This window comes from Niallia taxi, assembly GCF_032818155.1.
Classification (GTDB): domain Bacteria; phylum Bacillota; class Bacilli; order Bacillales; family Cytobacillaceae; genus Niallia; species Niallia taxi_A.
Map to the genome: position 1 here is coordinate 1,186,793 of NZ_CP102589.1, position 26,647 is coordinate 1,213,439.

Annotated in this window: 29 protein-coding genes and 1 riboswitch; of the genes, 23 read left to right on the forward strand and 6 right to left on the reverse strand. The window is 37.1% G+C overall.

Annotated features, from left to right (window positions below; translation table 11 throughout):
• Positions 1-22: 22 nt before the first annotated feature.
• On the forward strand, positions 23-757 hold the full coding sequence (locus NQZ71_RS05715) for an amino acid ABC transporter ATP-binding protein (RefSeq protein ID WP_144453586.1): 735 nt from the start codon (positions 23-25) through the stop codon (positions 755-757).
• A 136-nt stretch (positions 758-893) separates the two neighbouring features.
• Here NQZ71_RS05715 and NQZ71_RS05720 read toward each other — a convergent pair whose 3' ends face one another.
• Positions 894-1,082 carry a hypothetical protein gene (locus tag NQZ71_RS05720; protein WP_127738044.1) on the reverse strand — a complete coding sequence of 63 codons (189 nt, stop codon included), beginning with the start codon at positions 1,080-1,082 and terminating at the stop codon, positions 894-896.
• 442 nt (positions 1,083-1,524) lie between these two features.
• Between NQZ71_RS05720 and NQZ71_RS05725 the strand changes: the two genes are divergently transcribed.
• The 3 genes from NQZ71_RS05725 (at position 1,525) to NQZ71_RS05735 (ending at position 5,045) form a co-directional block, all read left to right on the forward strand.
• The gene (locus NQZ71_RS05725) at positions 1,525-2,805 is read left to right on the forward strand and encodes a methyl-accepting chemotaxis protein (protein ID WP_144453584.1); all 1,281 of its coding nucleotides are present in this window, start codon (positions 1,525-1,527) and stop codon (positions 2,803-2,805) included.
• Between the two features lie 635 nt (positions 2,806-3,440).
• Entirely contained in the window at positions 3,441-4,589 is a 1,149-nt protein-coding gene (rodA, locus tag NQZ71_RS05730) for a rod shape-determining protein RodA (protein ID WP_144453582.1), read from the forward strand.
• Between the two features lie 207 nt (positions 4,590-4,796).
• Entirely contained in the window at positions 4,797-5,045 is a 249-nt protein-coding gene (locus NQZ71_RS05735) for a DUF2573 family protein (protein WP_144453581.1), read from the forward strand.
• Positions 5,046-5,106: 61 nt separating this feature from the next.
• Here NQZ71_RS05735 and NQZ71_RS05740 read toward each other — a convergent pair whose 3' ends face one another.
• The 3 genes from NQZ71_RS05740 to NQZ71_RS05750 are packed head-to-tail and all read right to left on the reverse strand — an operon-like array spanning position 5,107 to position 5,910.
• Positions 5,107-5,442, reverse strand: coding sequence for a spore coat protein (locus tag NQZ71_RS05740; RefSeq protein WP_127738040.1), 336 nt, complete (start codon positions 5,440-5,442; stop codon positions 5,107-5,109).
• 13 nt (positions 5,443-5,455) lie between these two features.
• Positions 5,456-5,737: a hypothetical protein gene (locus NQZ71_RS05745; protein ID WP_144453579.1), complete on the reverse strand. Its 282-nt coding sequence runs from the start codon at positions 5,735-5,737 to the stop codon at positions 5,456-5,458.
• Positions 5,738-5,778: 41 nt separating this feature from the next.
• Complete coding sequence (locus NQZ71_RS05750; protein WP_127738038.1) at positions 5,779-5,910, reverse strand: YuzL family protein; 132 nt, start codon at positions 5,908-5,910, stop codon at positions 5,779-5,781.
• 188 nt (positions 5,911-6,098) lie between these two features.
• Between NQZ71_RS05750 and NQZ71_RS05755 the strand changes: the two genes are divergently transcribed.
• The 16 genes from NQZ71_RS05755 to sufB all read left to right on the forward strand — a co-directional run bounded on the left by NQZ71_RS05755 (position 6,099) and on the right by sufB (position 21,841).
• Positions 6,099-8,453, forward strand: a complete 2,355-nt coding sequence (locus NQZ71_RS05755) for a 3-hydroxyacyl-CoA dehydrogenase/enoyl-CoA hydratase family protein (RefSeq protein WP_275009245.1) — start codon at positions 6,099-6,101, stop codon at positions 8,451-8,453.
• Positions 8,454-8,479: 26 nt separating this feature from the next.
• Entirely contained in the window at positions 8,480-10,234 is a 1,755-nt protein-coding gene (locus NQZ71_RS05760) for an acyl-CoA dehydrogenase family protein (RefSeq protein ID WP_260055239.1), read from the forward strand.
• 270 nt (positions 10,235-10,504) lie between these two features.
• Positions 10,505-10,861 carry an arsenate reductase family protein gene (locus NQZ71_RS05765; RefSeq protein ID WP_127738036.1) on the forward strand — a complete coding sequence of 119 codons (357 nt, stop codon included), beginning with the start codon at positions 10,505-10,507 and terminating at the stop codon, positions 10,859-10,861.
• Between the two features lie 43 nt (positions 10,862-10,904).
• Positions 10,905-11,288 carry a glycine cleavage system protein GcvH gene (gene gcvH, locus NQZ71_RS05770; protein WP_127738035.1) on the forward strand — a complete coding sequence of 128 codons (384 nt, stop codon included), beginning with the start codon at positions 10,905-10,907 and terminating at the stop codon, positions 11,286-11,288.
• Between the two features lie 157 nt (positions 11,289-11,445).
• Entirely contained in the window at positions 11,446-11,793 is a 348-nt protein-coding gene (locus tag NQZ71_RS05775) for a toprim domain-containing protein (protein ID WP_317011487.1), read from the forward strand.
• Between the two features lie 2 nt (positions 11,794-11,795).
• Positions 11,796-12,098 carry a thioredoxin family protein gene (locus NQZ71_RS05780; RefSeq protein WP_317011489.1) on the forward strand — a complete coding sequence of 101 codons (303 nt, stop codon included), beginning with the start codon at positions 11,796-11,798 and terminating at the stop codon, positions 12,096-12,098.
• A 139-nt stretch (positions 12,099-12,237) separates the two neighbouring features.
• Positions 12,238-12,591 (forward strand): hypothetical protein, encoded by a 354-nt coding sequence (locus NQZ71_RS05785; RefSeq protein WP_317011490.1) that lies wholly within the window; start codon positions 12,238-12,240, stop codon positions 12,589-12,591.
• A gap of 293 nt (positions 12,592-12,884) precedes the next feature.
• A riboswitch (SAM riboswitch) is annotated at positions 12,885-12,988 on the forward strand.
• A gap of 152 nt (positions 12,989-13,140) precedes the next feature.
• Complete coding sequence (locus NQZ71_RS05790; protein ID WP_127738031.1) at positions 13,141-14,163, forward strand: methionine ABC transporter ATP-binding protein; 1,023 nt, start codon at positions 13,141-13,143, stop codon at positions 14,161-14,163.
• Positions 14,160-14,825: a methionine ABC transporter permease gene (locus NQZ71_RS05795; RefSeq protein ID WP_144453567.1), complete on the forward strand. Its 666-nt coding sequence runs from the start codon at positions 14,160-14,162 to the stop codon at positions 14,823-14,825. Before NQZ71_RS05790 ends, NQZ71_RS05795 begins: the two co-directional genes overlap by 4 nt.
• Positions 14,826-14,908: 83 nt before the next feature.
• Entirely contained in the window at positions 14,909-15,745 is an 837-nt protein-coding gene (metQ, locus tag NQZ71_RS05800; protein WP_144453565.1) for a methionine ABC transporter substrate-binding lipoprotein MetQ, read from the forward strand.
• Between the two features lie 158 nt (positions 15,746-15,903).
• Complete coding sequence (locus tag NQZ71_RS05805) at positions 15,904-16,269, forward strand: carboxymuconolactone decarboxylase family protein (protein ID WP_127738028.1); 366 nt, start codon at positions 15,904-15,906, stop codon at positions 16,267-16,269.
• 345 nt (positions 16,270-16,614) lie between these two features.
• Positions 16,615-17,400 carry a Fe-S cluster assembly ATPase SufC gene (sufC, locus tag NQZ71_RS05810; protein WP_127738027.1) on the forward strand — a complete coding sequence of 262 codons (786 nt, stop codon included), beginning with the start codon at positions 16,615-16,617 and terminating at the stop codon, positions 17,398-17,400.
• Positions 17,401-17,420: 20 nt separating this feature from the next.
• Positions 17,421-18,728 carry a Fe-S cluster assembly protein SufD gene (sufD, locus tag NQZ71_RS05815; RefSeq protein WP_144453563.1) on the forward strand — a complete coding sequence of 436 codons (1,308 nt, stop codon included), beginning with the start codon at positions 17,421-17,423 and terminating at the stop codon, positions 18,726-18,728.
• Positions 18,728-19,957: a cysteine desulfurase gene (locus NQZ71_RS05820; protein WP_144453561.1), complete on the forward strand. Its 1,230-nt coding sequence runs from the start codon at positions 18,728-18,730 to the stop codon at positions 19,955-19,957. Before sufD ends, NQZ71_RS05820 begins: the two co-directional genes overlap by 1 nt.
• On the forward strand, positions 19,947-20,381 hold the full coding sequence (sufU, locus tag NQZ71_RS05825; RefSeq protein WP_127738024.1) for a Fe-S cluster assembly sulfur transfer protein SufU: 435 nt from the start codon (positions 19,947-19,949) through the stop codon (positions 20,379-20,381). The genes NQZ71_RS05820 and sufU overlap by 11 nt, the downstream gene beginning before the upstream one ends.
• Before the next feature lie 62 nt (positions 20,382-20,443).
• The gene (gene sufB / locus NQZ71_RS05830; protein WP_144453559.1) at positions 20,444-21,841 is read left to right on the forward strand and encodes a Fe-S cluster assembly protein SufB; all 1,398 of its coding nucleotides are present in this window, start codon (positions 20,444-20,446) and stop codon (positions 21,839-21,841) included.
• Positions 21,842-21,922: 81 nt separating this feature from the next.
• Here sufB and NQZ71_RS05835 read toward each other — a convergent pair whose 3' ends face one another.
• Together NQZ71_RS05835 and NQZ71_RS05840 are read right to left on the reverse strand one after the other, a co-directional pair.
• On the reverse strand, positions 21,923-23,080 hold the full coding sequence (locus NQZ71_RS05835; RefSeq protein WP_317011493.1) for a tyrosine-type recombinase/integrase: 1,158 nt from the start codon (positions 23,078-23,080) through the stop codon (positions 21,923-21,925).
• Positions 23,081-23,096: 16 nt separating this feature from the next.
• Positions 23,097-23,501, reverse strand: coding sequence for a helix-turn-helix domain-containing protein (locus NQZ71_RS05840; RefSeq protein WP_317011494.1), 405 nt, complete (start codon positions 23,499-23,501; stop codon positions 23,097-23,099).
• Positions 23,502-23,664: 163 nt separating this feature from the next.
• Between NQZ71_RS05840 and NQZ71_RS05845 the strand changes: the two genes are divergently transcribed.
• From NQZ71_RS05845 to NQZ71_RS05855, 3 genes are all read left to right on the forward strand, one after another.
• Entirely contained in the window at positions 23,665-23,955 is a 291-nt protein-coding gene (locus NQZ71_RS05845; RefSeq protein ID WP_317011495.1) for a helix-turn-helix domain-containing protein, read from the forward strand.
• Complete coding sequence (locus tag NQZ71_RS05850) at positions 23,946-25,928, forward strand: VapE domain-containing protein (RefSeq protein WP_317011496.1); 1,983 nt, start codon at positions 23,946-23,948, stop codon at positions 25,926-25,928. The genes NQZ71_RS05845 and NQZ71_RS05850 overlap by 10 nt, the downstream gene beginning before the upstream one ends.
• Before the next feature lie 505 nt (positions 25,929-26,433).
• Entirely contained in the window at positions 26,434-26,601 is a 168-nt protein-coding gene (locus tag NQZ71_RS05855) for a hypothetical protein (RefSeq protein ID WP_317011497.1), read from the forward strand.
• The last annotated feature ends 46 nt before the right edge of the window (positions 26,602-26,647 follow it).

The following is a 26,647-nucleotide window of genomic DNA, read 5'->3' on the forward strand; positions in this document are numbered from 1 at the left end:
TTAGCAGAAAGGAGGATGCCAAATGATTAAAATTACAGGCTTGTCCAAAAGCTTTGGAGAGCTGGAGGTTTTAAAGGACATTAGTTTAGATGTAGAAAAAGGGAAAGTGATTGTTGTGATTGGACCATCGGGTTCAGGGAAAACAACAATGCTTCGCTGTTTGAACCTCCTTGAAACACCATCTGGAGGATCGATTGCTATTAGCAATAAAAGCATTGATTTCACTCAGAAGGTTTCCAAAAAAGAAGTAACAGAATTTCGTAAGCTGACAGGTATGGTATTCCAAGGCTATAATCTGTTCCCTCATAAGACAGCATTACAAAATGTAATGGAGGGACCAGTCATTGTCAAAAAAGAAGATAAGGAAAAGGCACGGAAAAAGGCAGAACAGCTTCTCGCTAAAGTTGGCTTGGCGGATAAGCTCGACTTTTACCCTTATCAGCTTTCAGGAGGACAGCAACAGCGTGTTGGTATTGCGCGAGCGCTTGCGATGGAACCTGAAGTAATGCTTTTTGATGAGCCAACATCAGCACTAGACCCAGAGCTTGTCGGTGAAGTATTGAAGGTAATGAAGGATCTTGCAAGAGAAGGAATGACGATGATTGTTGTTACACATGAGATGAAGTTTGCCAGAGAAGTAGCAGACGAGATTTTATTTATGGATGGCGGCTATATCGTAGAAAAGGCAACTCCTGAAGAATTTTTCTCTAATCCAAAGGAAGACAGAACAAAAAGATTTCTGCAGTTGCTTCAATAAAAAAAAGAGATATTCGGCTAATAAATCCTTAGGGGGGATGATTGCCTAATATCTCTTTAACAAAAGGGGGAATTACACTTTGTAATAACATTGTGGTCTCCCTTTTTGATTTTTATACATCAATTCTAAAATAAATTTATTCGCCACGTATTTTTTGATGAATAACTTCATCCTCCAGCAAATTAATAAAGGAAAGCACAATACCTGCAATTAGAGCAGCGATCGTATACACGGAAATATCTGTTATGATATAGAACAAAAGTGTGCTGATAAACGTCCAAACCATACAAAACTGGACACTTGACAGCTTTTTGAGTTTTTCCAAGTGGAGCCCCTCCTAACAGCGACCAACAATATTCAAGCTTTTCACCCCATACAGTATATGGCGAGACCATTCTCTTTAGAAGACAGATATGGACATGCATCAATTTTTTTATTAGGGGCTTGCCCTTTTTCAGAAAAAAACAGGATAAGCCCTCACTTTTCCTCTGAAAAAGCATATCTAATAAGTATAAAGAATAGCTTGTATCATCTTTTCCGAAAGAGTTATAGCGCTTTTCTTTATACCGTAACCCCATAACCTCCTCTCACTTTTGAGCATTATGTGCATGCACATAATGCTCCTTTTTTTGTTTAACTAGTAAGAAAGTTCTAATAAATAGCTAAATAAATCAAATGAGATGACCGATAAAATAAATATATGCTATATTGTACCTATTAGTATTAGGTATTATATCCTATAAAATAAATAGTTAGGGCGGTTTAAAATGAAAAAGAAAAATTTGTTTCATAGTTTACGGACAAAAATAGCTTTCATTATTGTGTTAGCTACAATGATAAGCACGCCTATATCCATACAATTGAATGATATGCTTAGGAATGCGGGAATCTTCGCACCAGAATTAGGGATGGTCATTAATACGGTCATCAACTTGGTGTTTACAACTTTAATTGCGTCTTTATTCACCCGCAGAATTATTATCAAGCCAATTAAAAATCTGCTTGCCGCAACGAAGGAGATTCGAAAAGGAAATCTTGACATTGATCTTCAAAAAAAATCAAATGATGAAATTGGTCAATTGACTGATGAGTTTGTTTTAATGAAGGATTCGATTAAATCAATGGTAGACAAAGTAAATGAGACTGCTGGAATAGTTAATTCATCTGCAGAAACACTTACAGCTAATACAGTAGAAACAAGTCATGTATCAGAGCAGATTTCTTCAGCAATACAAAGTGTTGCTGTTGGTTCTGAAGAACAAACAAAGGGTATGGAAAGTGTCGCAGACGCTGTCTCTGTAGTAAATAGTGAAATAATGGATATCGCCAAAAATACAGAAGAGATGGTTCAAGCATCGAATGAAACAGTTATTAAGGCGAAAGAAGGACAAGAGGTTGTTGAAAGCACTGTTAAACAAATGAGCCTTATCCAAAATTCAGTCAAAGAGTCAAACCAAACAATTGAGCTTCTGCAGGAGCGCTCACAAGAGATTGGTCAATTTTTAAATGTAATCACAGAAATTGCTGATCAGACTAACCTGTTGGCTCTTAATGCAGCCATTGAAGCAGCAAGAGCAGGAGAAGCAGGGAAAGGGTTTGCTGTTGTTGCAGAGGAAGTCAGAAAGCTTGCTGAACAATCTAATCAATCAGCTAAACAGATTGCAGTACTCGTTAATGAAATCCAAAAAGATACATTAACCTCTGTTAAAACGATGAGAAGAGTAACAGATGAAGTGAAAGACGGCATAAATATAACAAACAATACGAAGGAAAAATTCAACGTCATTTCTAGCAGCATGGAGAATATGAGTGATCAGATGAAAAACATCCTCGCAGCAGCGAAAAACATCAATGCCAGTATTGTTGAAGTGGCCGGATCCGTTGATCAAGTCACAACCATTGCAAAAGAAAACAGCCAAAATTCCATGAATGTATCAGCTTCTTCACAAGAACAATTAGCAGCAATCGAAGAAATAACAGTATCCACAAAATCCCTTGCACAAATCGCAGACGACCTAGTGGAAGTAGTAAAGATATATCATAAGTAAGAATGAGGCGTAACTATCCAGACCAAAATTAATAGGCTGGGACAAGTTAAAAACTGAGCTATTTAATCGATTGCAGAATTATCGATTAATAGTTCAGTTTTTTTGTATGTTTTAGTCTATGCAACAAACAAAAACCATAGTGGAATGGAGCGGAGTCCACTCGACTACTAAGGGAAATAGAGGACGATTTAGACCCCACAGGCGAAGCCGAGGAGGCTCCATTCCTCCCCGCGGAAAGCGAGTAGGCGCAGCGCAATGAAACGAACTACTATTAAAGCAATACTGTCCACTTGACTACTAAGGGAAATAGAAGCCGATTTAGACCCCTCCGGCGAAGCCGAGGACACTCCATTCCTCCCTGCCATGGATGGAACATGATATTTTAAGGTAGACTTAAGCTAGGAAGGATATATTATACATCTATAAAAGGAATGAAGATTTTTTCTCCATTACAATTTTAAAAATACGAAGTGGAATAATCTGGAGGATTACATTAAATTTTCATTAAATCCTTGTCGAAAGTTGTTATTTGCTGCAATTACAAATATAATGAAGAATTGTATAAACTATTATGTAGGTTACTCTTTTTTTAACCATTTAACTTAAGTTTTCACATATTCGAGGAGCAATGAGAAATGACCCCAAACAGGAATACATCAAAAATAGACTTTACACTTGTACTTATATTAATGCTGTTAAGCTTGGCGAGTCTTGTTGCCATTTATAGTGCCAATTCGAGTTTTGTCATTAAACAAGTTGTCTTTTATGTAATTGGAACTGCAATTATAGCGGGAATTATGCAATTGGATTCAGATCAGCTTAAAAAACTGTCCTGGTATTTATACGGATTTGGACTTGTGCTCCTTTTGCTGTTAATTGTCGCACCTTCTAGTATTGCTCGTGAAATCAATGGTGCGAAAAGCTGGTTTACACTGCCTGGCTTCTCTTTACAGCCTTCTGAGTTCGTTAAAGTCTTTTTAATCTTAACCTTATCTAAGATCATTGTGGACCACCAGGAAAAGCATATCTCAAAGACTACACAGAGCGATTTCTTATTGCTGCTGAAAATCGGCGGGATTACATTTGTACCATTGCTACTTGTTATGCAACAGCCTGATTTAGGTACATCGCTTGTCCTTATTGCCATAATGGTCGGGATGATTTTTATATCAGGTATCTCTTGGAAGATAATAACTCCTATATTTGGCGGCGGAATATCAATAGCCACTGGAGTGTTATATATGGTAATTTGGCATCCAGAGTGGCTGAAGAAATATTTAGGTGTGCAGGAATACCAATTTGGAAGAATTTATTCATGGTTAGACCCATATAACTATCAAAGCTCTACTGGTTATCATTTGACACAGTCATTACTTGCGATAGGATCAGGGCAGACGACAGGAAAAGGGATTGGCACAAGTGAAGTTGTTCTGCCAGAAAATCACACAGACTTTATCTTCAGTGTTGTCGGAGAGGAATTTGGATTTATTGGTGCGAGTGTTATCATAAGTTTATTTTTCCTTCTGATCTATCACATAACCAAAGTTGCACTTGAAACGAAAAATTCCTTTTACACATGCATTTGTGTTGGTGTTATTAGTATGATTACCTTCCATGTATTCCAAAATATTGGTATGACTGTTGGAGTATTACCGATAACAGGTATCCCATTGCCATTTATAAGCTATGGCGGAAGCTCCTTGCTTGGAAATATGTTGGCAATAGGACTTATCTTCTCCATACGTTTCCATTATAAAAAGTATATGTTCTCAAGTGATGAATAAAATTGGCAACAAAAAAGATGTCCTTTTCTTAGGACATCTTTTTTCTAGTACTGGCTCAGGGTCTATTATTTTTTTATGAGGGGGAAAAATAATAGGTGAGACCACTAGTGCGGTTTAATCAATATTGATAATCATTATCAATTGATTTAAATTTATAATAAAATATAATGAACTTAATGTCAAATGAAAAAAGAGGAGGATACAAGTTTGGATAAAGAATTTCTCGAACAGTTTGATTCATTAGTGACAAAATATACAGAGCTATTGCTTGGGGAAGGTCAGGAGCATCTAAAAAAGGAAGTGGAGATTTGGATGCTTTACAATCATATGGCAAAATCAATGCCAAGTTTAGTTAAGCATTGGAATGGCCAATTTCCTGAAGCAAAGCAGCAAATTGTAGGCATGATTAGTGAAATAAAAAAATTAAATGATTTTCAAAAACAAAAAACAAAATAAATCATATGATGCTAGTAGGAGGACAACTATTCCGTTGTCCTTGCTACTAGCTTTTTTAAAATTATTGCAAGCCGCCGTTTCCGTTAGGAAACTGTGACTCATACCCTTTAAACTGTTGAAAGGATTGCTGCAATTTTTGCTGATCTGCTGATTCGAGCTTATACCAGCCTTCACGAAACATAAGATCATACAGCTCTCTCTGCATGTTTTGTGTTTCGGTAAAGATGCTGAGCAAATCCTGATACAGTACTTCATTGCTTGCTTCATTAAGGGCTGTTGAATAAGAAGCAGTCATGTATTTTTCTGTAGCCAGTAAATCATTAATGAAATCTCTATCGTTCATTTGTGGAGTTTTCGCTACTTGTTTTTCTGGATTTTGAACTTTTTGCTGATTCATTCTTTACCTCCGTTCACTGCTGCTGCAGTCCTGACGTTTGAGTTTGATTTGTGTCATTCAAGTGAGCCAGTATTTTTTCATAATGCTTCTGGTGCATTTGAGCACATTTTTCTGCTTGCAGTTTAATATTGGCATCTTGAATATTTTGAGCAAAAAAATGAGCCTTTTTTATGGCGAGAAGATTCCAAGAAAGCATATCTGTCAAATACAAGGAGTCTTTGACTGTAACCATTACAGGCGGTTGCATCATTATTCCTTGGCTTTGGTTCATATTGTTAATTGATTGCTGTTGCATTAATGTACCTCCATTTCTAATAAAAAGTATGAAAAAATGCCTTATTTTTTATACTGGTTGTTTTGGCTATTCCTTTTGCCGCCGCCATCACTTTCCACTGTAGGTCCAGCATCTCCCTTTACACTTGCAGCACTAACTCCACCTTTAGAAGGATTTTTTTTCATCTTGGCCATAATACTCACCCCCTCATACCTTTTAGGATTGCCTATTTAGACGGTTTTAAAGATTAAACTTTTTCTTTTCGGCAAATGGGATTAAAATCCGCATATGTTTATTGAGAAGTTCTTTATTGTTTTTTATTGTAAAAGAGAAGGCATTCAACCTTGCTTTTACTTGTATATTAAAGAAGGAGGAAGACGGAATGTACAGTATAAAGAAAGCAGCTGTTATTGGTTCAGGGGTCATGGGATCAGCTATTGCTGCACATTTGGCAAATGTGGGTATTTCAACATTGCTTCTTGATAAAATACCTGCAAGCCTCTCGGAAGAGGAGCAATCAAAAGGCCTAGCACTCTCGGACAAAGAAGTTCGCAACAGGTTTGCTGCACAGGCGCTTCAAAGGATAAAAATAAGCAAGCCGAGCATGCTCACTGCAGGTAGTCATATGACAAGGTTGGAAATAGGCAATACCGAAGATGATTTGGAAAGGTTGAAGGAAGCAGATTGGATTATTGAGGTTATTACAGAGGAAATAACTGCGAAAAAGGCACTGTTTCAAAAAGTAGATGAAGTAAGACGACAGGGGTCCATTATTAGCAGCAATACATCAGGAATATCCATTACACAGATGAAAGAAGGGCTGTCAGATGATTTTCAAGCCCATTTTTTAGGAACTCATTTCTTTAATCCACCACGATATATATCATTGCTTGAATTCATTCCTACAAACAAAACCTCAAGTGAAGTTGTTTCCTTTATGAAATCATTTGCTGAAACCGTCTTAGGAAGGGTAGTGGTAGAAGCCAAGGATACTCCGAATTTTATTGCTAACCGGATCGGCGCACATGCTTTTCTTACTTCATTGGAAGCCATGGTCCAGATGGATATGACAATCAGTGAAGTAGATCAGCTGACAGGACCACTTATTGGCAGGACAAAGAGTGCTACCTTCCAAACGTTAGATATGGTTGGATTAGATACATTTTTTCATACTGTTAAAAATGTTCATAATCGAACAAAGGATAATTTGGAAAAGGAGCAGTATAAGATTCCAGCATTCCTGCTAGAAATGCTCAATGAAAACCTGTTAGGAAGGAAAACAAAGCAAGGGTTCTATAAGAAGACAAAGGGAAAAGTACTAGTCCTTAATTATCACACGATGCAATATGAAGACGAACTAAAGCCAAAAAGAAGCGAGAAGCGTAAAAAGCTAAAGGAGCTTATTTATAATAACAGTGCAGAAGGAACCTTTTTATGGAAAAGTGTTATGCCATATTTGCTTTATTCTGGTGAACACGCAAGAGAGATTGCAGACAATATTTCTCAAATAGATTTAGCAATCAAGACAGGTTTTAACTGGAAAAGCGGACCGTTTGAAACGTGGGATGAAATAGGGTTGACTGAATCACTCGAAAAGCTGAAGCAGGAGAATCAGAAACTGCCTGAGTGGATTGAGCAAATGATTGAGGATGGCTTTACTAGCTTTTATAAAAGGATAGATGGAAAACAATTCTATTATCATAATGGCCAGTATGTACCAATTCCGCTTACGAGCGATCAATATCGATTAGAGTATAAAAAACAAACGGGCGGCATACTTGCTTCAAATAAAGCGGCAAGTATTGTGGACATGGAAGATGATGTTCTTCTTTTTGAAATGCATAGTCCAAATAATGTCATCGGCATGGATATGATTAAGATGCTGAACAAAGCAGTGGATATTGTGGAACATACGGACAGAATGAAAGGTCTTGTAATAGGAAGCAGCGGCAAAAACTTTAGTGCAGGAGCAAATTTGGCGATGATGCTCCTTGAAGCACAGAATAAGGATTATATCGAGCTACAGGTAGTGGTGAAGGAGTTTCAAGATGTTCTGAAGCGCATCAAGTATTGCAAAAAACCAGTCGTCGCAGCAAGCCATCGTAAAACATTAGGCGGCGGTGCAGAAATCTGTCTTGCCGCTGCGAAGATTCATGCCTCCATCGAAACGTATATTGGCCTAGTCGAGACGAGTGCAGGACTCATCCCAGGCGGTGGTGGAACGAAGGAGCTGTACTTAAACGTGCTGGCAGAGCAGGAAAATCCCAATGTTGTTGCAGCAGCAGCTCAGGCCTTTAAAGCAATATTAACGAGCAATGTGTCCACATCAGCAGAAGAGGGCAAGGCAACAAGCTTTCTAAAGAGCAGCGATACTATAACATTTAACAGCCTGAATGTTATGGAAGAGGCTAAATATGCTGTAATTGACATGTTCGATAATGGTTATGAGCCAAGAACAGAAACGAAAATACCTGTCGCAGGCAAACAAGGCTTTCAATTTCTAATGGGTTTGGTAAAAGAATTTGCAGACAAAGGTGCAATAACAAAACATGGTGAAGTTATTGCAGAGAAGCTTGCATACGTTATAACTGGCGGAGATGTAGAGATCCATACGGAAGTTGAGGAGGATTATTTATTGAAGTTGGAAAGACAGGCGTTTATTGACCTGTTGAGGGAGAAAGAGACGATAAAAAGAATGTTGCATGTATTGACAGCGGGTAAGCCCCTGCCTTTGTAGACAGAAGATGAAGGAGTGGAGAAACAATGAAAAAAGGCGGAAGTTTTTTGCTTGAAGATTCAAGCTGGAAAGATGTATACACACCAGAGGATTTTTCAGAGGAGCATGAGCTTATTGGAGAAATGACAAATGACTTCGTACGTAATTCCGTTATGCCTCATTTGGACAGCATGGAAAAGCACGACTTTAAAAAAGTGCTTGAGCTGATGAAGCAGGCAGGAGAACTTGGTCTGCTTGGTGCTGATGTGCCAGAAATATTTGGAGGGGCTGGACTTGATAAAATAAGCTCTGCCATTATTTCTGAAAAAATGTCCATCGCTGGAGGCTTCTCGATAACACATGGAGCACATGTCGGAATTGGTTCACTGCCAATCATCCTGTTTGGCAATGTGGAGCAAAAACAAAAGTACTTGCCTGCATTAGCTACAGGAGAAAAGATTGCATCCTATTGCCTAACAGAGCCTACAGCAGGATCTGATGCACTAGGGATAAAAACAACAGCAACATTAAATGACGAAGGAACTCATTATATTTTGAAGGGGCAAAAACAGTGGATTACTAATGCCGGCATCGCAGATATTTTCACTGTTTATGCTAAGGTCGATGGCAAGGATTATTCTGCTTTTATTGTTGAACGTAATTTCCCAGGTGTATCAATCGGCAAGGAAGAGAAAAAACTTGGTATTAAAAGCTCGTCCACTTGTTCTGTAATACTGGATAATGTTCTTGTGCCAAAAGAAAACCTTCTTGGAGAAAAAGGGAAAGGACATCTCATTGCCCTAAATGTTTTAAATATGGGCAGGTTTAAATTAGGTATGGGAGCAATTGGCGCAAGCAAGGAAGCGTTGAAGGTGACTGTTCCATATATAAAAAATCGCAAGCAATTTCAAACACCAATTTCTGAATTTCCACTGACAAAAGCAAAAGTAGGCACATTGGCGTCATTGCTGTATGCCTCCGAAAGCTCTGTGTATCGGACAGCAGGTTTATTATCAGACGCCCTTGACCCGTTAGAGGGGACAGAGGATTGGAAAATTCCTGCCAAGCTTGTTAATGAATATAGTATGGAATGCAGCTTGAATAAGATATTTTCATCTGAGGCATTAGACAAGATAGTCGATGAGTGTTTACAGCTTCATGGTGGCAATGGCTTTATGGAGGACTACGCGATTTCAAGAATGTATCGTGATTCAAGGATTAACCGCATCTTCGAAGGAACGAATGAAATTAATCTATTGGCCGTACCAGGAAATTATTTAAGAAAAGCGATGAAGGGTGATGTTCCATTATTTGCTGCAGCAAAGGCTATTGAGCGCGAAATGATTACCTTTATTCCGAGTGAGCCTGACGGGAGCATCCTTTCTCAGGAAAAATTGTTTGTGAGAAACGGCAAAAAGATAGTGCTTATACTACTAGGTTTACTAGCGAAAAAATATACAACGGAAATAGAGCATCAGCAAGAGGCACTCAGCTCTATTGCAACAATCATATCCCATGTTTTTGCAATGGAATCATGTATTTTGCGTACGGAAAAAGCAATCGCAACAAAGAATACAGAAGAAAAACAAAAACTGTTATATACAGAAATTTATTGTCAAGAAGCATTTCAAATCATTAATACCGAAGCCCAAGATACACTAGCATACATGGAATCTGGAGATGACTTGCGCCTTGCTTTATCAGTGCTCAAAAAGTATACAAGATTTTTACCAAAGCCATTGATTGCATTAAAAAGGGAAGCTGCTGAAAAAGTGATTACGGCAAATGAGTATATTGTTTAAATAAAAGGCCACTAAAATAAGAGTTACTCTCAAATAAACCTGAATGATTATACGTAATATTAATAATTCGCATAATCACTCAGGTTCTTTCCTTGTTTTTTTTGTTAAGAGTTACGTATAACCAGATTATCAATTATTCGTCTTTCGAAGGTTTTCAATAATACCTTTATAATCTAACTAATATATTTAGAAAATGAATGTTATGAATTTATCTTGATATATGATAATATTCAATTATAAATTTAAAAAATACATAAGTAAGGTGATCGTATGGAACTTACATTTTATTGGTATCCAAAATGCAGCACTTGCCGAAATGCAAAAAAATGGCTGGATGAAAATGGGGTAGGTTACAAAGAAGTACATATTGTGGAAAATCCTCCTTCACGCTCTACGCTTGAAGACCTATATAAACATAGCGGCTTAGAATTAAAGAAATTCTTTAATACTAGCGGCCAGCGTTATCGCGATCTTGGCTTGAAGGATAAGATGAAAGATATGTCGGATTCAGAGCTTCTCGATATACTTGCTTCTGATGGCATGCTGATTAAACGTCCTTTCACTACAGATGGAAAAAAGGTTACGTTAGGGTTTAAGGAAGAGGATTTTAAACAAAGCTGGACATAATAGTGCCGCTTGAAGGATATTAATCTATTTGGAGGGATTAGCATTGAGTACACCGAAAGATTTGCGCTATTCAGAAGAACATGAATGGGTAAAAGTTGAAGGAGAAAATGTGCGAGTTGGAATTACACATTTTGCTCAATCAGAATTAGGAGACATCGTATTTGTTGAACTTCCAGAGGTTGGAGATGAAGTGAAAGCGGACGAGCCTTTCGGCAGTGTAGAATCTGTCAAAACAGTTTCTGAACTATATGCACCAATTAGCGGCAAAGTAGTAGAAGTAAACGAAGATTTAAGTGATAATCCTGAATATGTAAATGAATCTCCATATGAAAAAGCTTGGATGATTGTTGTTGAACCAACTAATCTTGCAGATGTTGAGCAATTGATGACAGTTGAACAATATGAAGAAATGACAAACGAAAACTGATTTAAGAAGAAGCGCCGGCATTTGCATATCGGCGCTTCTTTGTTTATAAATGCCGATAACTTTAACTACTCATGGCAATATGCTAAAGTATTACATAATAAAACCTCCTTAAACAGGAGAGAATATACTGCAAAAATAATATTCATCAGGTGATATAATGGATAAAATTATTATTGTGGAAGGTACATCAGATAAGTGGAAAGTAAAAGCTATTGTCAGAGAACCAGTGGAAATTATTTGTACAAACGGAACAATCGGTATTGCGAAATTAGATGATCTTATTGAAGATTTATTTGACAAGGATGTATATATACTCGTGGATGCAGATACATCTGGGGAGAAAATAAGAAAGCTGTTCAGGAAGGAATTGCCTGAGGCAGAGCATATTTTTATTGATAAAATGTATCGTGAAGTCGCAGCAGCACCAGATCAGCATATTGCATCTGTTTTGCTGCAGGCTAATATTGATATTCACCCTAAATTTTTGGATATGAGGATGAACTAGGTATGGTTGAATGGACAGAAAAGGGGCTGCAAACTACCTTAAAAGATAAAGGGCAATTTTTCCTTTATTTATACACACCGATGTGTGGTACTTGTATGGTAGCAAGCAAAATGCTCACTGTTGTGGAGACAATGAACAATGACTTTTCTATAGGGAAAATGGATTTGAATTATGCGCCTGACTTAGCAGAAGTGTACAAAATAGAAAGTGTTCCATGTCTATTAATTTTTAATGATGGGGACCTAAAAGAAAAAGTATACCGCTTTGAGTCGGTACCGCATTTGTTGGAAAAGATGTCTATATAGTTATTTATCATTCGACAGAAATATTCATATTTCCTGGGAAATGATGAAACATGTCAAAAAGTATTTTCGTTGAAGGTAAAGGGATACAAGCAAGTAGGCAGAATACCTATCTATATGAAAATATAGAGGGTGTGGATAAATGCAGCAGATGTTCGAACAGCTTGTAAATAACTTAAATACAAATCATGTTATTAAGCCGCTATTAAGAAGAGAAGCTTTTATCCTAGAATTAGTTTGTGAGGGAAAGACATTTTACTTAGAGCTAAGAAATGGTATCTTCTCTGTTTTAACAACAACGGAGGAAAAGAATATTTGCTTGAAGGGTGAACAGGAAGTGCTGCAAGATGTATTGCATGGAAAAGTGCTCCTTCGCCACGCGAAAAAGAAACGTACAGTGGAAGTACATTCTTCTTTAAGAAAGTTATTGCTGTTAGAATCAATCCTTCATCTAGTCAATGTAAATGAACCGGCAGTTTGCAAGCAGTGCTCCTAATAAAAATACCTCTTATAAAAAGGGGTGTTTTTTATATATCAGTATAATTTATTAGAATTGTAAGAATTTTCATTTCGTTAATATGATAACTCTTTATTGCCAGTAATAAAGGGGAATACAGAAAAAAACCTTGTTTATATTATTGTCAGAAAATATGACAGCTATTTTATGCGCAATTCAGAAAAAACACTATATTAGGAGCTTAAAAAAAATGATTGACACTTCCTGTTTGTACATGGTACATTACGACTATCAAATTTAACAACGTACTTATTATAACTATATATTCTATACTCTTATCGAGAGAGGTGGAGGGATGTGCCCTATGAAGCCCGGCAACCGTCGTAATTTGACATGGTGCCAATTCACACAAAGCGTATGCTTTGATAGATGAGAGGAAGGTTAAATGATAATGCCTTTCTGCTCATTTTATATAAGCGGGAAGGCTTTTTTTATGCAAAAAGTATGGAATGGACTAATTCGTAAAACAATACTTACGATAATAAGTAGTAGGATCATTTGATAAGACAGTAAAGTAGGTGATTAGTCATGATTAATATCCAAAAGGTTAAAAAAATATATCCTTCTAAACGAGGTAAAGTTACAGCAGTCGACAGTGTCAACCTTACGATAGATAAAGGCGAAATCTTCGGAGTGATCGGATACAGCGGTGCAGGAAAAAGTACGTTGATTCGCATGCTTAATGGTCTTGAAATTCCTTCAGAGGGAACCGTTTCTGTAGCAGGCTACGAGGTATCGAAAATAAAGGGGCGCAAGCTAAGACAGGCACGTCAGGAAATCAGCATGATTTTCCAGCATTTTAATTTGCTGTGGTCAAGAACGGTTAAACAAAATATTAGCTTTCCACTTGAAATAGCTGGTGTTGGTAAAGCAGAACGTGATAAGAAGGTTCTTGAGCTAATCAAGCTTGTTGGGCTTGAAGGAAGAGAAGATGCCTATCCATCACAGCTAAGCGGTGGTCAAAAACAGCGTGTCGGTATTGCAAGAGCGCTAGCGAGCGACCCTAAAGTGTTACTTTGTGATGAAGCAACATCTGCTCTTGATCCACAAACGACTGATGCTATTTTAGATTTGCTTGTAGACATCAATAAACGATTAGGACTTACTATTGTCCTGATTACACATGAAATGCATGTTATCCGCAAAATTTGTCATCGCGTTGCAGTGATGGAAGGCGGCCGAGTCGTGGAAACAGGTCCTGTAATTGATGTTTTCAAACAGCCGGAGCAAGATATTACAAAAAGGTTTGTACAGCAAGTTATTGAGCCTGATGAGGCGAAAGATACGATTGAGCATCTAGTTGCGAATTATAAAACAGGCAAAATCATCATGCTTGGGTTTGTCGGTGAAAGTGCAGAAAAACCGATTATTACGCAGTTGATTCGCTCATTTGATATAACAGTGAACATCATTCAAGGTAAGATTTCACCAACCCAAAACGGTTCATACGGAACACTGTATGTCCATTTGGATGGTAAAGGGGAAGAAGTTGACAAAGCAATTCAATTTCTTCAATCACAAGAAATCAGCGTGGAGGTGATTGAAGGATGACACAATTATTTCCGAATGTAGATTGGGAAAAAATGTGGGCAGCTACTGGAGAAACGCTTTATATGACAGGCTATTCCATTGTTGTCACATTTGTATTAGGTTTAATATTAGGAATTACGCTGTTTCTAACAGCAAAAGGGAATATGTGGAGTAATGTGGTCATCAATAAGATCATCAGTGCTATCGTTAATATTTTCCGGTCTATTCCTTTCATTATATTAATTGTTCTGCTTATTCCATTCACAAAGCTGCTTGTCGGCAGCATGATTGGTGCAGAAGCTGCATTACCAGCATTGATAATCGGTGCAGCACCGTTTTATGCAAGACTAGTGGAAATTGGTTTGAGAGAAGTGGACAAAGGCGTAATTGAAGCTGCCAAGTCCATGGGAGCAAAACCGATGACAATCATTATGAAGGTATTAATACCTGAATCTTTACCAGCATTAGTATCTGGTATTACTGTTACTGCAATCGCCCTTGTTGGTTCAACAGCAATGGCAGGAGTTATTGGGGCAGGGGGATTAGGAAACCTAGCATATTTGGAAGGCTTCCAGCGCAACAGATCTGATGTCACATTAATGGCAACTATTATTGTTCTTGTTATCGTTTTTATTATCCAATTTATTGGAGACTTTATCACATCGAAGATTGACAAAAGATAATAGCATGATCATGATTTTCTTTCACAAGCTTGTGTGAGACAAATCATTCCATGATAAAAAACAAAAAAAGAGGGGTAATTAGCATGAAGAAATTATTGTCTTTACTATTCGCTTTAACATTATTGTTGGCTTTAGCTGCTTGCGGTGCTTCTAAAGATGAAGATTCATCATCAGACAGCAGTGATACAAAGAAATTGGTTGTTGGAGCATCAAATGTTCCCCATGCTGAAATTTTAGAAAAAGCAAAACCAATCTTAGCTGAAAAAGGCATTGATTTAGAAATTAAAGTATTCCAAGACTATATCCTTCCGAATAAATCGTTAGAATCTAAAGAATTGGATGCGAACTATTTCCAACACATTCCTTACCTTGAGCAACAAATTAAAGAAAATGGTTATGATTTTGTAAATGCTGGTGCAATTCACATTGAACCAATGGCTGTTTACTCTAAAAAATACAAAAGCTTAAGCGATCTTCCAGATGGTGCAACAGTTATTTTCTCTAACTCAGTAGCAGAACAAGGACGTGTGCTTTCTTTATTGGAAAAAGGCGGCTTAATCAAGCTTAAAGATGGCGTTGAAAAAGTAGATGCTACAATTGATGACATTGCTGAAAACCCAAAGAATATCAAGTTCAAACCAGATTATGAGCCATCCCTATTGCCTCAAATCTATAACAATGACGAAGGTGATGCTGTTGTTATCAATGCTAACTATGCGTTAGATGCAGGCTTAAACCCAGTTGATGATTCTATTGAAATTGAAGGCAGTGAGTCTCCATATGCAAACATCATCACAGTTCGCAAAGAGGACGAGAACAAAGAAGAAATCAAAACACTTGTTGAGGTTCTTCAATCTAAAGAAATCCAAGACTTCATTAATGAAGAATATAAAGGTGCAGTTATCCCTGTATCTGAATAATATTAAAAGAAACGCTTTAGGCTTTTGCCTAGAGCGTTTTTTTTTAGGAATAAGAATGCCCGCAAATATCAATACTAAGTTTGCAATTCAATACTGTGATAATGCCGTATAAATGACTTTTATAAAGTTAATTTTTTTGAAAAATGGAGGAATTATTGATGGATATGCAAACACATGGTTCAATTGGGAATGCGATTCACAACTATAAAGAAGGCATGGGAACTTTTACAAAAAAAATGCCTGAGCTTGCTGAATTATTTAACGCTTATACAGAAAAATGCTTTCAAGAGGGTCATTTATCTCAAAAGGAAAAGCAGCTTATCGCCCTTGGAATAAGTCTTTATTCTCAAGATGAGTACTGTATTATCTATCATGTTAAAGGCTGTATTGACCAAGGAGCAACAGAAGCGGAGATTCTTGAGGCAATTGGTGTCACTGCCGCTTTTGGTGGCGGAGCTGTTATGAGTCAGGCCGTTACGTTAGTTCAAGAAGCAATGACAGAATTTACATCTATCCAGCAATAATTTGGATGCAAAAGTAAGGAGCCGGGTTTAGAGTGTATCTCCCGGCTCCTTCTTCGTGATTTTTTAGAGATATATAATAAGGAAGTAAAATGTATTTTGCATAAAATCTGAATGCTTCCGGATGGTATGAAATTCCACCAATATACTACAAGAAAATGAAATAATCGGGATATTTTTAAAAATAAACAATATTTGTTATTATTATGTATAACGTACAAATAAGTTTAAGGCATCAAAGGTTGCCATTAGATTTTATTTGTTATAAGATTAGAATGATAATAAATTGATAATGAAGTTTCGACAATTTTGTGAACAAAACTTCTTTTACTGTGGAGGTATTAAATAATGGGTCAATCTAAATTAGTAATTAATGACTTACATGTAGCAATTGATGAGAAAGAAATTATCAAGGGGTTAAACCTTGAAGTTAAAGGCGGAGAAATCCATGCAATCATGGGACCAAATGGTACTGGTAAATCAACTCTTTCTTCTGCAATCATGGGACATCCTAAGTATGAAGTAACAAGCGGAAGTGTTTCTCTTGATGACGAGGATGTATTGGAAATGGAAGTAGACGAGCGTGCACGTGCTGGCCTTTTCTTGGCAATGCAATACCCAAGTGAAATCAGCGGTGTCACAAATGCTGACTTCTTGCGTTCTGCACTTAACAGCAGACTAGGCGAAGGCAATGAAATTTCATTGATGAAATTTATCCGTAAAATGGACAGCAACATGGAATTCTTGGAAATGGATCCAGATATGGCACAAAGATACTTGAATGAAGGTTTCTCTGGCGGTGAAAAGAAGCGTAATGAGATTCTTCAATTGATGATGCTTGAACCGAAAATTGCTATTTTAGATGAAATCGATTCTGGTTTGGATATCGATGCATTGAAAGTCGTTTCTAAAGGAATCAACCAAATGCGCGGCGAAGACTTCGGTTGCCTAATTATTACACATTACCAAAGACTATTGAACTACATTACACCTGATTTCGTCCATGTCATGATGCAAGGTCGCATTGTTAAGTCTGGCGGACCAGAACTAGCAGCACGCCTTGAAGCAGAAGGTTATGATTGGATTAAGCAAGAGCTTGGAATTGAAGACGAAACAGTTGGACAAGAAGCGTAATAGTTAGGAGGACCCTACCAATGACAACGGAAATTAAATTACCATTTGATCAGGAATATATCACTTCCTTTTCAAAAGATATGGGTGAACCAGCTTGGTTAACAGATTTGCGTGTGAAAGCATTAGAATTGGCTGAAGACCTGCCAATGCCAAAGCCTGACAAAACAAACATCAAGAACTGGAACTTCACTCAAATAGATAAACATATCGTGAGCAGTGAGGATTTCGACAGTGTAAATGATTTGCCTGAAGAGGCAAAAGCATTGATCGACCTGGAAAACAATAAGACTCTTTATATACAACGCAACAACCGCCCTACTTTTATTGCTGTTTCTAATGAGCTAAAGGAAAAAGGTGTGATTTTCACAGACATTTTCACAGCAGCAAGAGAGCACGGCGACCTTTTGCAAAAATATTTCATGAAGGATACTGTAAAGGTTGATGAGCATAAATTAACAGCATTACATGCAGCATTGCTGAATGGTGGAGTATTCCTTTACATTCCGAAAAATGTTGAAGTAGAAGAGCCGATTCAATCAATCTTCCTTCATGATGACGAGGAAACAAACTTGTTTAACCATGTATTGGTTGTGGCAGAAGATAATAGCTCTGTTGTTTATGTGGAAAACTATCTGTCTGTTGCAGAGCCGAAGGAAGCAGTTTTCAACATTGTTACAGAGGTTATAGCGAATGCAAATGCTAGAGTACAATATGGTGCTGTTGACAACTTGGCAGCTGGTGTTACAACATATGTAAATAGACGTGGTGTTGCTAACCGTGATGCTAAAATTGAATGGGCATTAGGCTTCATGAACGATGGCAACACAATCAGTGAAAATACAACAAACCTTATGGGCGACGGTTCATTTGGTGATACGAAATCTGTTGTTGTTGGACGTGGAGAGCAAAAACAAAACTTCACGACACAGGTCGTACACTTTGGTAAAGCTTCTGAAGGTTATATCTTGAAGCATGGTGTTATGAAGGACAGTGCATCATCAATCTTCAATGGTATTGGTAAAATTGAGCATGGAGCTACAAAAGCGAATGCTGAACAAGAATCACGCGTACTTATGTTAAGTGAAAAAGCTCGCGGAGATGCTAACCCAATCCTTCTTATTGACGAAGATGATGTAACAGCAGGTCATGCTGCATCTGTCGGCAGAGTAGATCCACTTCAGCTTTACTATTTGATGAGCCGCGGTATTCCACAGCATGAAGCTGAAAGACTTGTTATCCATGGCTTCTTGGCTCCTGTAGTGGAACAGCTTCCAATTGAAGGGGTTAAAAAGCAATTGGTTGAGGTAATCGAAAGGAAAGTAAAATAATGAATATCAAAGATGTTCGTCCATACTTCCCAATCCTGAATCAAGAAGTCAACGGTCATCCTTTGGTATATTTAGATAGTGCTGCTACGTCACAAAAGCCAGTGCAAGTTATTGAAGCATTGGAAAAGTACTATAGAGAATACAACTCTAATGTCCATCGTGGTGTTCATACACTTGGAACAAGAGCTACTGATGGTTATGAAGGCGCAAGAGAAAAAGTCAAAAACTTTATCAATGCTAATTCTACGGAAGAGATTATTTTTACTAGAGGTACAACAACTGCACTCAATACAGTTGCCCAAAGCTATGCGATGGCTAATCTAAAGGAGGGTGACGAAATTGTCATCTCTCCGATGGAGCACCACAGCAATATTATTCCTTGGCAGCAAGTGGCAAAAAGAACAGGTGCTGTTCTGAAGTACTTGCCTCTTCAAGCAGATGGCACCATTAGTTTGCCGGATGTGGAGGAAACGATCACAGACTCAACGAAGCTTGTATCTGTGACGTATGTTTCCAATGTGCTTGGTGTTATTAACCCTGTAAAGGAAATTGGTGCAATTGCCCACAAAGCTGGTGCAGTGCTCGTAGTAGATGCTGCTCAGGCAGCTCCGCACTTGAAGGTAGACGTACAGGATATTGACTGTGATTTCCTAGGCTTCTCTGGTCATAAGATGTGCGGTCCAACAGGGATCGGTGTTTTATATGGCAAAAAGCAGTTGCTTGAGAACATGGAACCAATCGAATTCGGCGGTGAGATGATTGATTTTGTAGGACTGTATGAGTCAACATGGAAGGAGCTTCCATGGAGGTTTGAAGCAGGTACACCAATCATAGCCGGAGCAATTGGACTAGGAGCAGCAATTGACTTTTTAGAAGAGATTGGCCTAGATACGATTACAGAGCATGAGCATAAGCTTGCTGCATATGCGATGGAAAAAATGTCTACAGTCGATGGGCTGACAATTTATGGTCCGAAAAGTGCTGAGAACAGAGCTGGTGTTATCACATTTAATATCGAGGATGTTCATCCTCATGATGTGGCAACAGTGCTTGACGCTGAAGGTATTGCTGTGAGGGCAGGCCATCACTGTGCACAGCCATTGATGAAATGGCTGAACGTTTCTGCAACTGCGAGGGCAAGCTTCTACCTCTATAATTCCGAAGATGATATAGATAAATTTGTTGACGGAATTGTTAAAACAAAGGAGTATTTCAGCGATGTCTTTTAATAATTTAGATACACTTTACAGAAGTGTCATTATGGATCATTATAAAAATCCCCGCAATAAAGGGGTTTTAGAAGGCAGTCTGACTGTAAACATGAATAATCCGACCTGCGGTGACCGGATTCTACTGACATTGCAGGTGGAGGATGGCATTGTTAAAGACGCAAAATTTGATGGAGAAGGCTGCTCTATCAGTATGTCTTCCGCATCCATGATGACACAGGCGATTAAAGGGAAAAAGGTAGAGGAAGCATTTGGGCTATCAAAAACCTTTTCTGATATGATGCAAGGCAAGGATTATAGTGAAGATATAGATTTAGGGGATATTGAAGCACTTCAAGGTGTTTGCAAATTCCCTGCGAGAATTAAATGTGCAACACTGGCATGGAAGGCAATGGAAAAGGGCTTTAATGAGGGTCTAAACTAATTAAAGATCTCTTTTCTTCTTATCCAAGGTAGCAGGCTGCATATAGAATGGAGGACAACGAAATGGCAAAAAAAGCACCCGATATTGGGGATTATAAATATGGATTCTCAGACAAAGACGTTTCTATCTTTCGTTCTAAGCGTGGTTTAACGAAAGAAATCGTCGAAGAAATTTCAAAAATGAAGGAAGAGCCGCAGTGGATGCTTGATTTCCGCTTAAAGTCTCTTGAGCATTTTTACAAGATGCCAATGCCACAATGGGGCGGAGATTTGGCTTCATTGAACTTTGATGAAATCACTTACTACGTAAAACCATCTGAAAAAACAGAACGTTCTTGGGATGAAGTACCAGAAGAAATCAAGCAAACTTTCGACAAGCTTGGTATTCCAGAAGCTGAACAAAAGTATCTTGCAGGTGTTTCTGCTCAGTACGAATCTGAGGTTGTTTATCATAATATGCAAGAAGACTTGGAGAATATGGGTATTGTCTTCAAGGACACAGACTCAGCATTGAAAGAAAACGAAGATGTTTTCCGTGAGCACTGGGCGACTGTAATCCCGCCAACTGATAACAAGTTTGCTGCATTGAATTCAGCTGTTTGGTCTGGTGGTTCCTTCATCTATGTACCAAAAGGAATCAAAGTGGATACGCCGCTACAAGCATATTTCCGTATTAACTCAGAAAATATGGGTCAGTTCGAAAGAACATTGATCATCGTTGATGAAGGCGCGCATGTTCATTATGTTGAGGGCTGTACAGCTCCTGTTTATACAACAAACTCCCTTCATAGTGCAGTAGTTGAAATTATCATCAAAAAAGATGCTTATTGCCGCTATACTACAATCCAAAACTGGGCTAACAACGTATACAACCTTGTTACAAAAAGAGCTGTATGTGATGCTAATGCTACAATGGAATGGATTGACGGTAATATCGGAAGTAAATTAACGATGAAATATCCTGCTGTTATCTTGAAAGGTGAAGGCGCAAGAGGAATGACATTGTCTATCGCTCTTGCAGGTAAAGGTCAGCACCAAGATGCTGGTGCGAAAATGATTCACTTAGCTCCAAACACTTCTTCTACAATTGTTTCGAAATCTATTTCGAAGCAAGGCGGAAAAGTAACGTACCGCGGTATTGTTCACTTTGGCCGTAAAGCAGACGGTGCACGTGCTAATATTGAGTGTGACACATTAATAATGGATAATAAATCTACATCAGATACTATCCCTTACAATGAAATATTAAACGATAATATTTCACTTGAGCATGAAGCGAAGGTTTCTAAAGTTTCAGAAGAGCAATTATTCTACTTGATGAGCAGAGGTATTTCAGAAGAGGAAGCTACTGAAATGATCGTAATGGGCTTCATTGAGCCATTTACTAAAGAGCTGCCAATGGAATATGCTGTTGAGATGAACCGCCTAATCAAGTTCGAAATGGAAGGTAGTATTGGATAACCTATATATATCAAAGGTTTAAGGGGTTTTATAGCGTACCAACTTGGTGTCGTGCCAACTTTGTGCCAAGTTGAGTTGAAATTACCTTTTAGTGTAGGAGGCGAACTTTTTCAGTTCGTCTTCTTCTATTTTTTCGGTTACATCAATATAAGTATCAGCTGTTGTTTTGATGGTCTTATGCCCCAATCGATTTGATACATATTTCAAGCTTACACCTGATTCAATTAGCAGAACTGCATGGGTATGTCTAAAGCCATGTGTGCCTTTATAATCAACACCGGCTTTTTTGCAGTAATCTTGCATCGTTTCACGAATAGTAGAAGGTGTTAAATAATGCCCGTTGTAATTCTGAAAGATAATGCTATCTTCATTTTTACGGAATCTTGGATTTCCTAAAAGTAACTCATTTTGCTTCATTTTGAACTTCTTCAATTCTCGGACTAAGTCATTATCAATCTTGATCGTACGATATGATGAAGAATTCTTTAATGTTGTCAATTTGACATTGTTATTATCATCACGGCTTGTTTGTTTGTCTATGGTTATTTTATCTCCATTGATATCTTCCCATCTTAAAGCTAATGCTTCACTTATCCTTAAGCCAGTTTGGCTCAAAAAGTACATCAACATGTAATAAAGATGATAATCAGGGAAGCGTTGATGCTTATATGTCTTCATAAAATCCAATAACTGATTTAATTCTTCAAGGTTGAAATATTTCACCTTTTCCTTTTTCAATGCAACAGAGTCTTTAACGGGAACCTTCAATTTATCAGCAGGATTCTTCTCAAGTACCTCAAGTTCATGAACCGCATAATGTAGGATACTTTTCATAACTGAAAGGTATTTTAACCTTGAGCCAAATGAATATTTTTCTTTACCCTTTTCATCAAGTTCACCGAATGTAGCTATCCATCTTTTTATTTCAGTTCGTTTAATAGTCATTATTTTTTTATCCCCAAATGTGGGCAAAATGTGATGTCTAACAATTACTTCAAGTTGAACAAAGGTTGACTCTTTAACATTCGCTTTTTTATGTTCAAGCCAATCGTTCACAGCCTCTTTAAATAACATATTTCTATCATTCAAGGTTTGACCGTAATAGATACGTTCTTCAACTTTTGCTGCTTCGATCTTTGCTTCTTTGGATGTTCTGAATGTACCAATACTTATTAACTTTCCATCTTTGTGGACACGTGCTTGCCATTTCCCACTAGGCAATTGTCTTATGTTTGCCATGCTGTCTTTTCCCCTTTCAATCCTTTAAAACGATATCGATAAGGCTTTTAATTTTTGAGATTTCTTCTTTTGTAAGAAGCCTGTCTTGATAATATAGTGGATGGGATGACAACAGTAGAAAATCAAGATCATAGGGCTTTTGTTTTTGCCTTGCTATCGACTCTTCTATATCGTCTCTTTCGTTTTTCATCTTTACATATTCTTCTGGGTCAATATATCCTGCTTGTACTAGTAAATCAATTGATGGAATATTAAGTCCTGCTGCGATCTTTTCAAGTGTTTCTACTTTTGGAATACCTCTTTTTCCTGTTTCAACTTGTGAAAGGTAGGAATGTGCTACCCCTGATAATTCACCGAGTTTTCTAATAGTGAGTCCTTTTTCTTTTCTTAATTTCCTTAACTTTTCCCCGAAAGTGTTCACTATTTCATCTCTCCCTTTTTCTATTTTTAATTCTATTTCATTTTAAACCAAATGGTTGCAAAAGTAAACTTTATTTGTTATGTATTTGCAAACAATATCCAAAAGTGTTAACATGCGACTATGGTTGCAAAAAGTAAATAAAAAACCCGAAAGGAGTTCGCTAATGTTCAACATTAATTTGAATGAAGACGAATTAAAAAACATTTATCTTGAAGAGGTTCAAAAACGCTTAGAAGAATGGGAGCAACAAACATTGCTTATGGATATGAAAGAACTTTGTAAAATGCTTTCGTTAAGCAGACCAACCGTAGAAAAATTATTTATCTATAATCCTGATTTCCCTGCTTTACGAGTGGGAAAGAAGTGGTTATTTCCTCGCAAAGATGTAGAGGCATATATTAATCGTTGGTCAATTGATGTTAGAAAAAAAGGTGGCACCATAGAATGGGATTAGTAAGCTTAGAAGGGATGGAACAGGAAAAATCTATTGTTACTAAAGTAAATGAAATCTTACCAAAGGCTAAAATTTTGAAATTAAGAGGTTACTCAAGTAAAAATTACAGTCAAAAATATGATGACGCTAAAAAACCAACGGGAAAAACGTGGGAGTACTTAGAGAGTGATTTAGATATCTCAAGATGGTTAGCTTCAAAAGGATGGGTCGGTGTTGTCATTCCTGAAAACCGAATTGTTGTCGATGTTGATGAAAATGCAACAGGGGAGTTATTAAATAAATTGTTGAGGAAGGAGGGGTATCTATATCATTGCATCAAGACTCCAAAGGGATTCCAATTTATTTTTAAAGCAAGTGAGGAATCCACGAAATTAGTTAAACAAATTTCGAAATATTACACCCAAGTAGGTGTTGTCATTGATACAAGGACAACAGAAAAAGGATATATTGTTTTTCCAGCAGAGAAAACGGAAAATCGTTATTTCCTTTCACAAAGTGAAGTACTTGATGAACTACCTTTCTTCTTATGTCCAGTTATGAAAAAGAAAGATGATTATGAATTTCCGCTTCCATTAGAAAAAGGAAGCAGAAATGATACTTTGTATAAATTCGCATGTAGATTAAATGTCAGGGGTATTCCTCGTGAAGAAGCCTTTAAGTCCATGAAATTAATTTATGAATATTTTGTTTTAGATAAAACGGATTTTCCAGAGAAGGAAGTTGACTCTTTAACAAATTCGGCATTTAAATGGGAACCAAATAGTATTAATCCAGCTTTTTTAACCAACGAGCAAAACAAAAACATTGTATGTTTACAGAACACTCAAGTTATTTTAAATATGCTTAATGTTACAGTTTATTATGATGTGATAAAAAAACGCTCTTTTATGGAATCTGAGAATAAGAATTTTAGTGGTTATATTATGGATTACCATGCTATTAGAATAATGGATTTTGCAATTAATCAAGGCTATAAAATCAATAAAAATTTGTTAATTGACCATTTAATGACTTTGGCTAGAAATAATTCTATTAACAAAATAACACATTTTTTAGAACAAGCAAAAAATAAATGGGATGGTATTAGTCGAATGGAGGACGTTTTTAATACTTTGCATTGTAGAACAGACCGAAAATTGGCATTAGCATATTTTAAAAAATGGTGTATTCAAGCTGTTCGACTAGCTGGAAATACTGATGGAAAAATGAATCAAGAATTTGTTTTAGTTTTGCAAGGTGAACAAGGTAATGGAAAAACATCATGGTTTAAATCTCTGTTTCCTATTAATGAATATTTTAAAGAAGGGCTTGAATTAAATCCCGAAAATAAAGATATTGTCTTAGAGTGTATTAGTCATTTTTTAGTTGAATTGGGGGAATTAGATGCTACTATGAAGCATGAACAAGCCCGTATAAAAGCATTTATTACTAAAAGCATGGATGAAGTACGAAAACCATTTGAACGGTTATCAGAAATCGCACCAAGGCAAACTGTTTTATGTGCTACCGTAAATGAAGAAACATTCTTGAAAGATAAGACAGGGAATAGACGGTATGCTGTTATTAAAACAGGTGATAAAATCGACCGATTGGATCATATTGATTTGGAACAATTTTGGGGAGAAGTATCTAGTTTAGCAGCTAACGGTGAAACTCATCATTTAAATGATGAAGAAAAAGAGCAACAAAAAAATGAAAACAATGATTATGAAACATTAAACGAAGCCGAAATAAGGGTAGAACTTAATTTTGACTGGGAAGCAGATAAAAAACTATGGCGAAATTTATCCGCTGCGAAAATATGTGATGTATTAGGATTACCTGCTAAATCTAAAAATGTAGCGCAGGCTTTAAAAAAAAGAGGGTGTGTATACCATGATAAAAAACGCCCAAGAGAATGGACTGTTCCACCATTCATAAATAATTACTCGAAAATTTTACCAAGTGGGATGCATCCAACATATAAAGATTAGTTTTTGTTCGCCCAGAAATTTATCTTGGAAGATATCATGGCGGAACTTGGCATCATGGCTGACATGATATCTATTTCGCCATGATTACGTCATGATAATTAAAGCATCATGGCGAAGGGTTGAACCTATGATATATCTAGCTTTTTCGTTTTTATACGCCATGATGCTAAGATGAATCTTTTTTAGAATGAAAAATTTTTAAAACGTAAAAATTAAATTGTATTTGCTATAAAGATAATAAAAAAATGGGTTCTATATATAGTGCTCACCGATCATGACATGATGACTTTGAGAAAGTTATAGCTTTTTGATTGAACGATTCTAATTTGGAAACATAAAAAGAACCCACTTTATGAGTGAGTTCTATTTGTAGGTGGATTGTGTACATAGAATTTTAGATAACGAAAAATACCCTGTTATTATTATGCCCAGACTCGTTTATTTATAGACCTTTCAATACTTTTTTATAGTCGGTACATATAAAAAACAAAGGAGCATGATACAAATGACAAATGATATAAACATTGCTTATATTGTTGAAACAGAATCTTATATTGAAGAACGGAAAAACGAGATGCCAAAAAACGTTTATGAGTTCATTAAACAAGTATGTCAAGATGAAAGGAAATATCTTGATTTGGTAAAGCAATGGCGCGAAGAAAAGGGGCTTTGAAGATTCCTGCACCAAAGGGAATTTAGTATTCCTGCAAGCCAGTAAT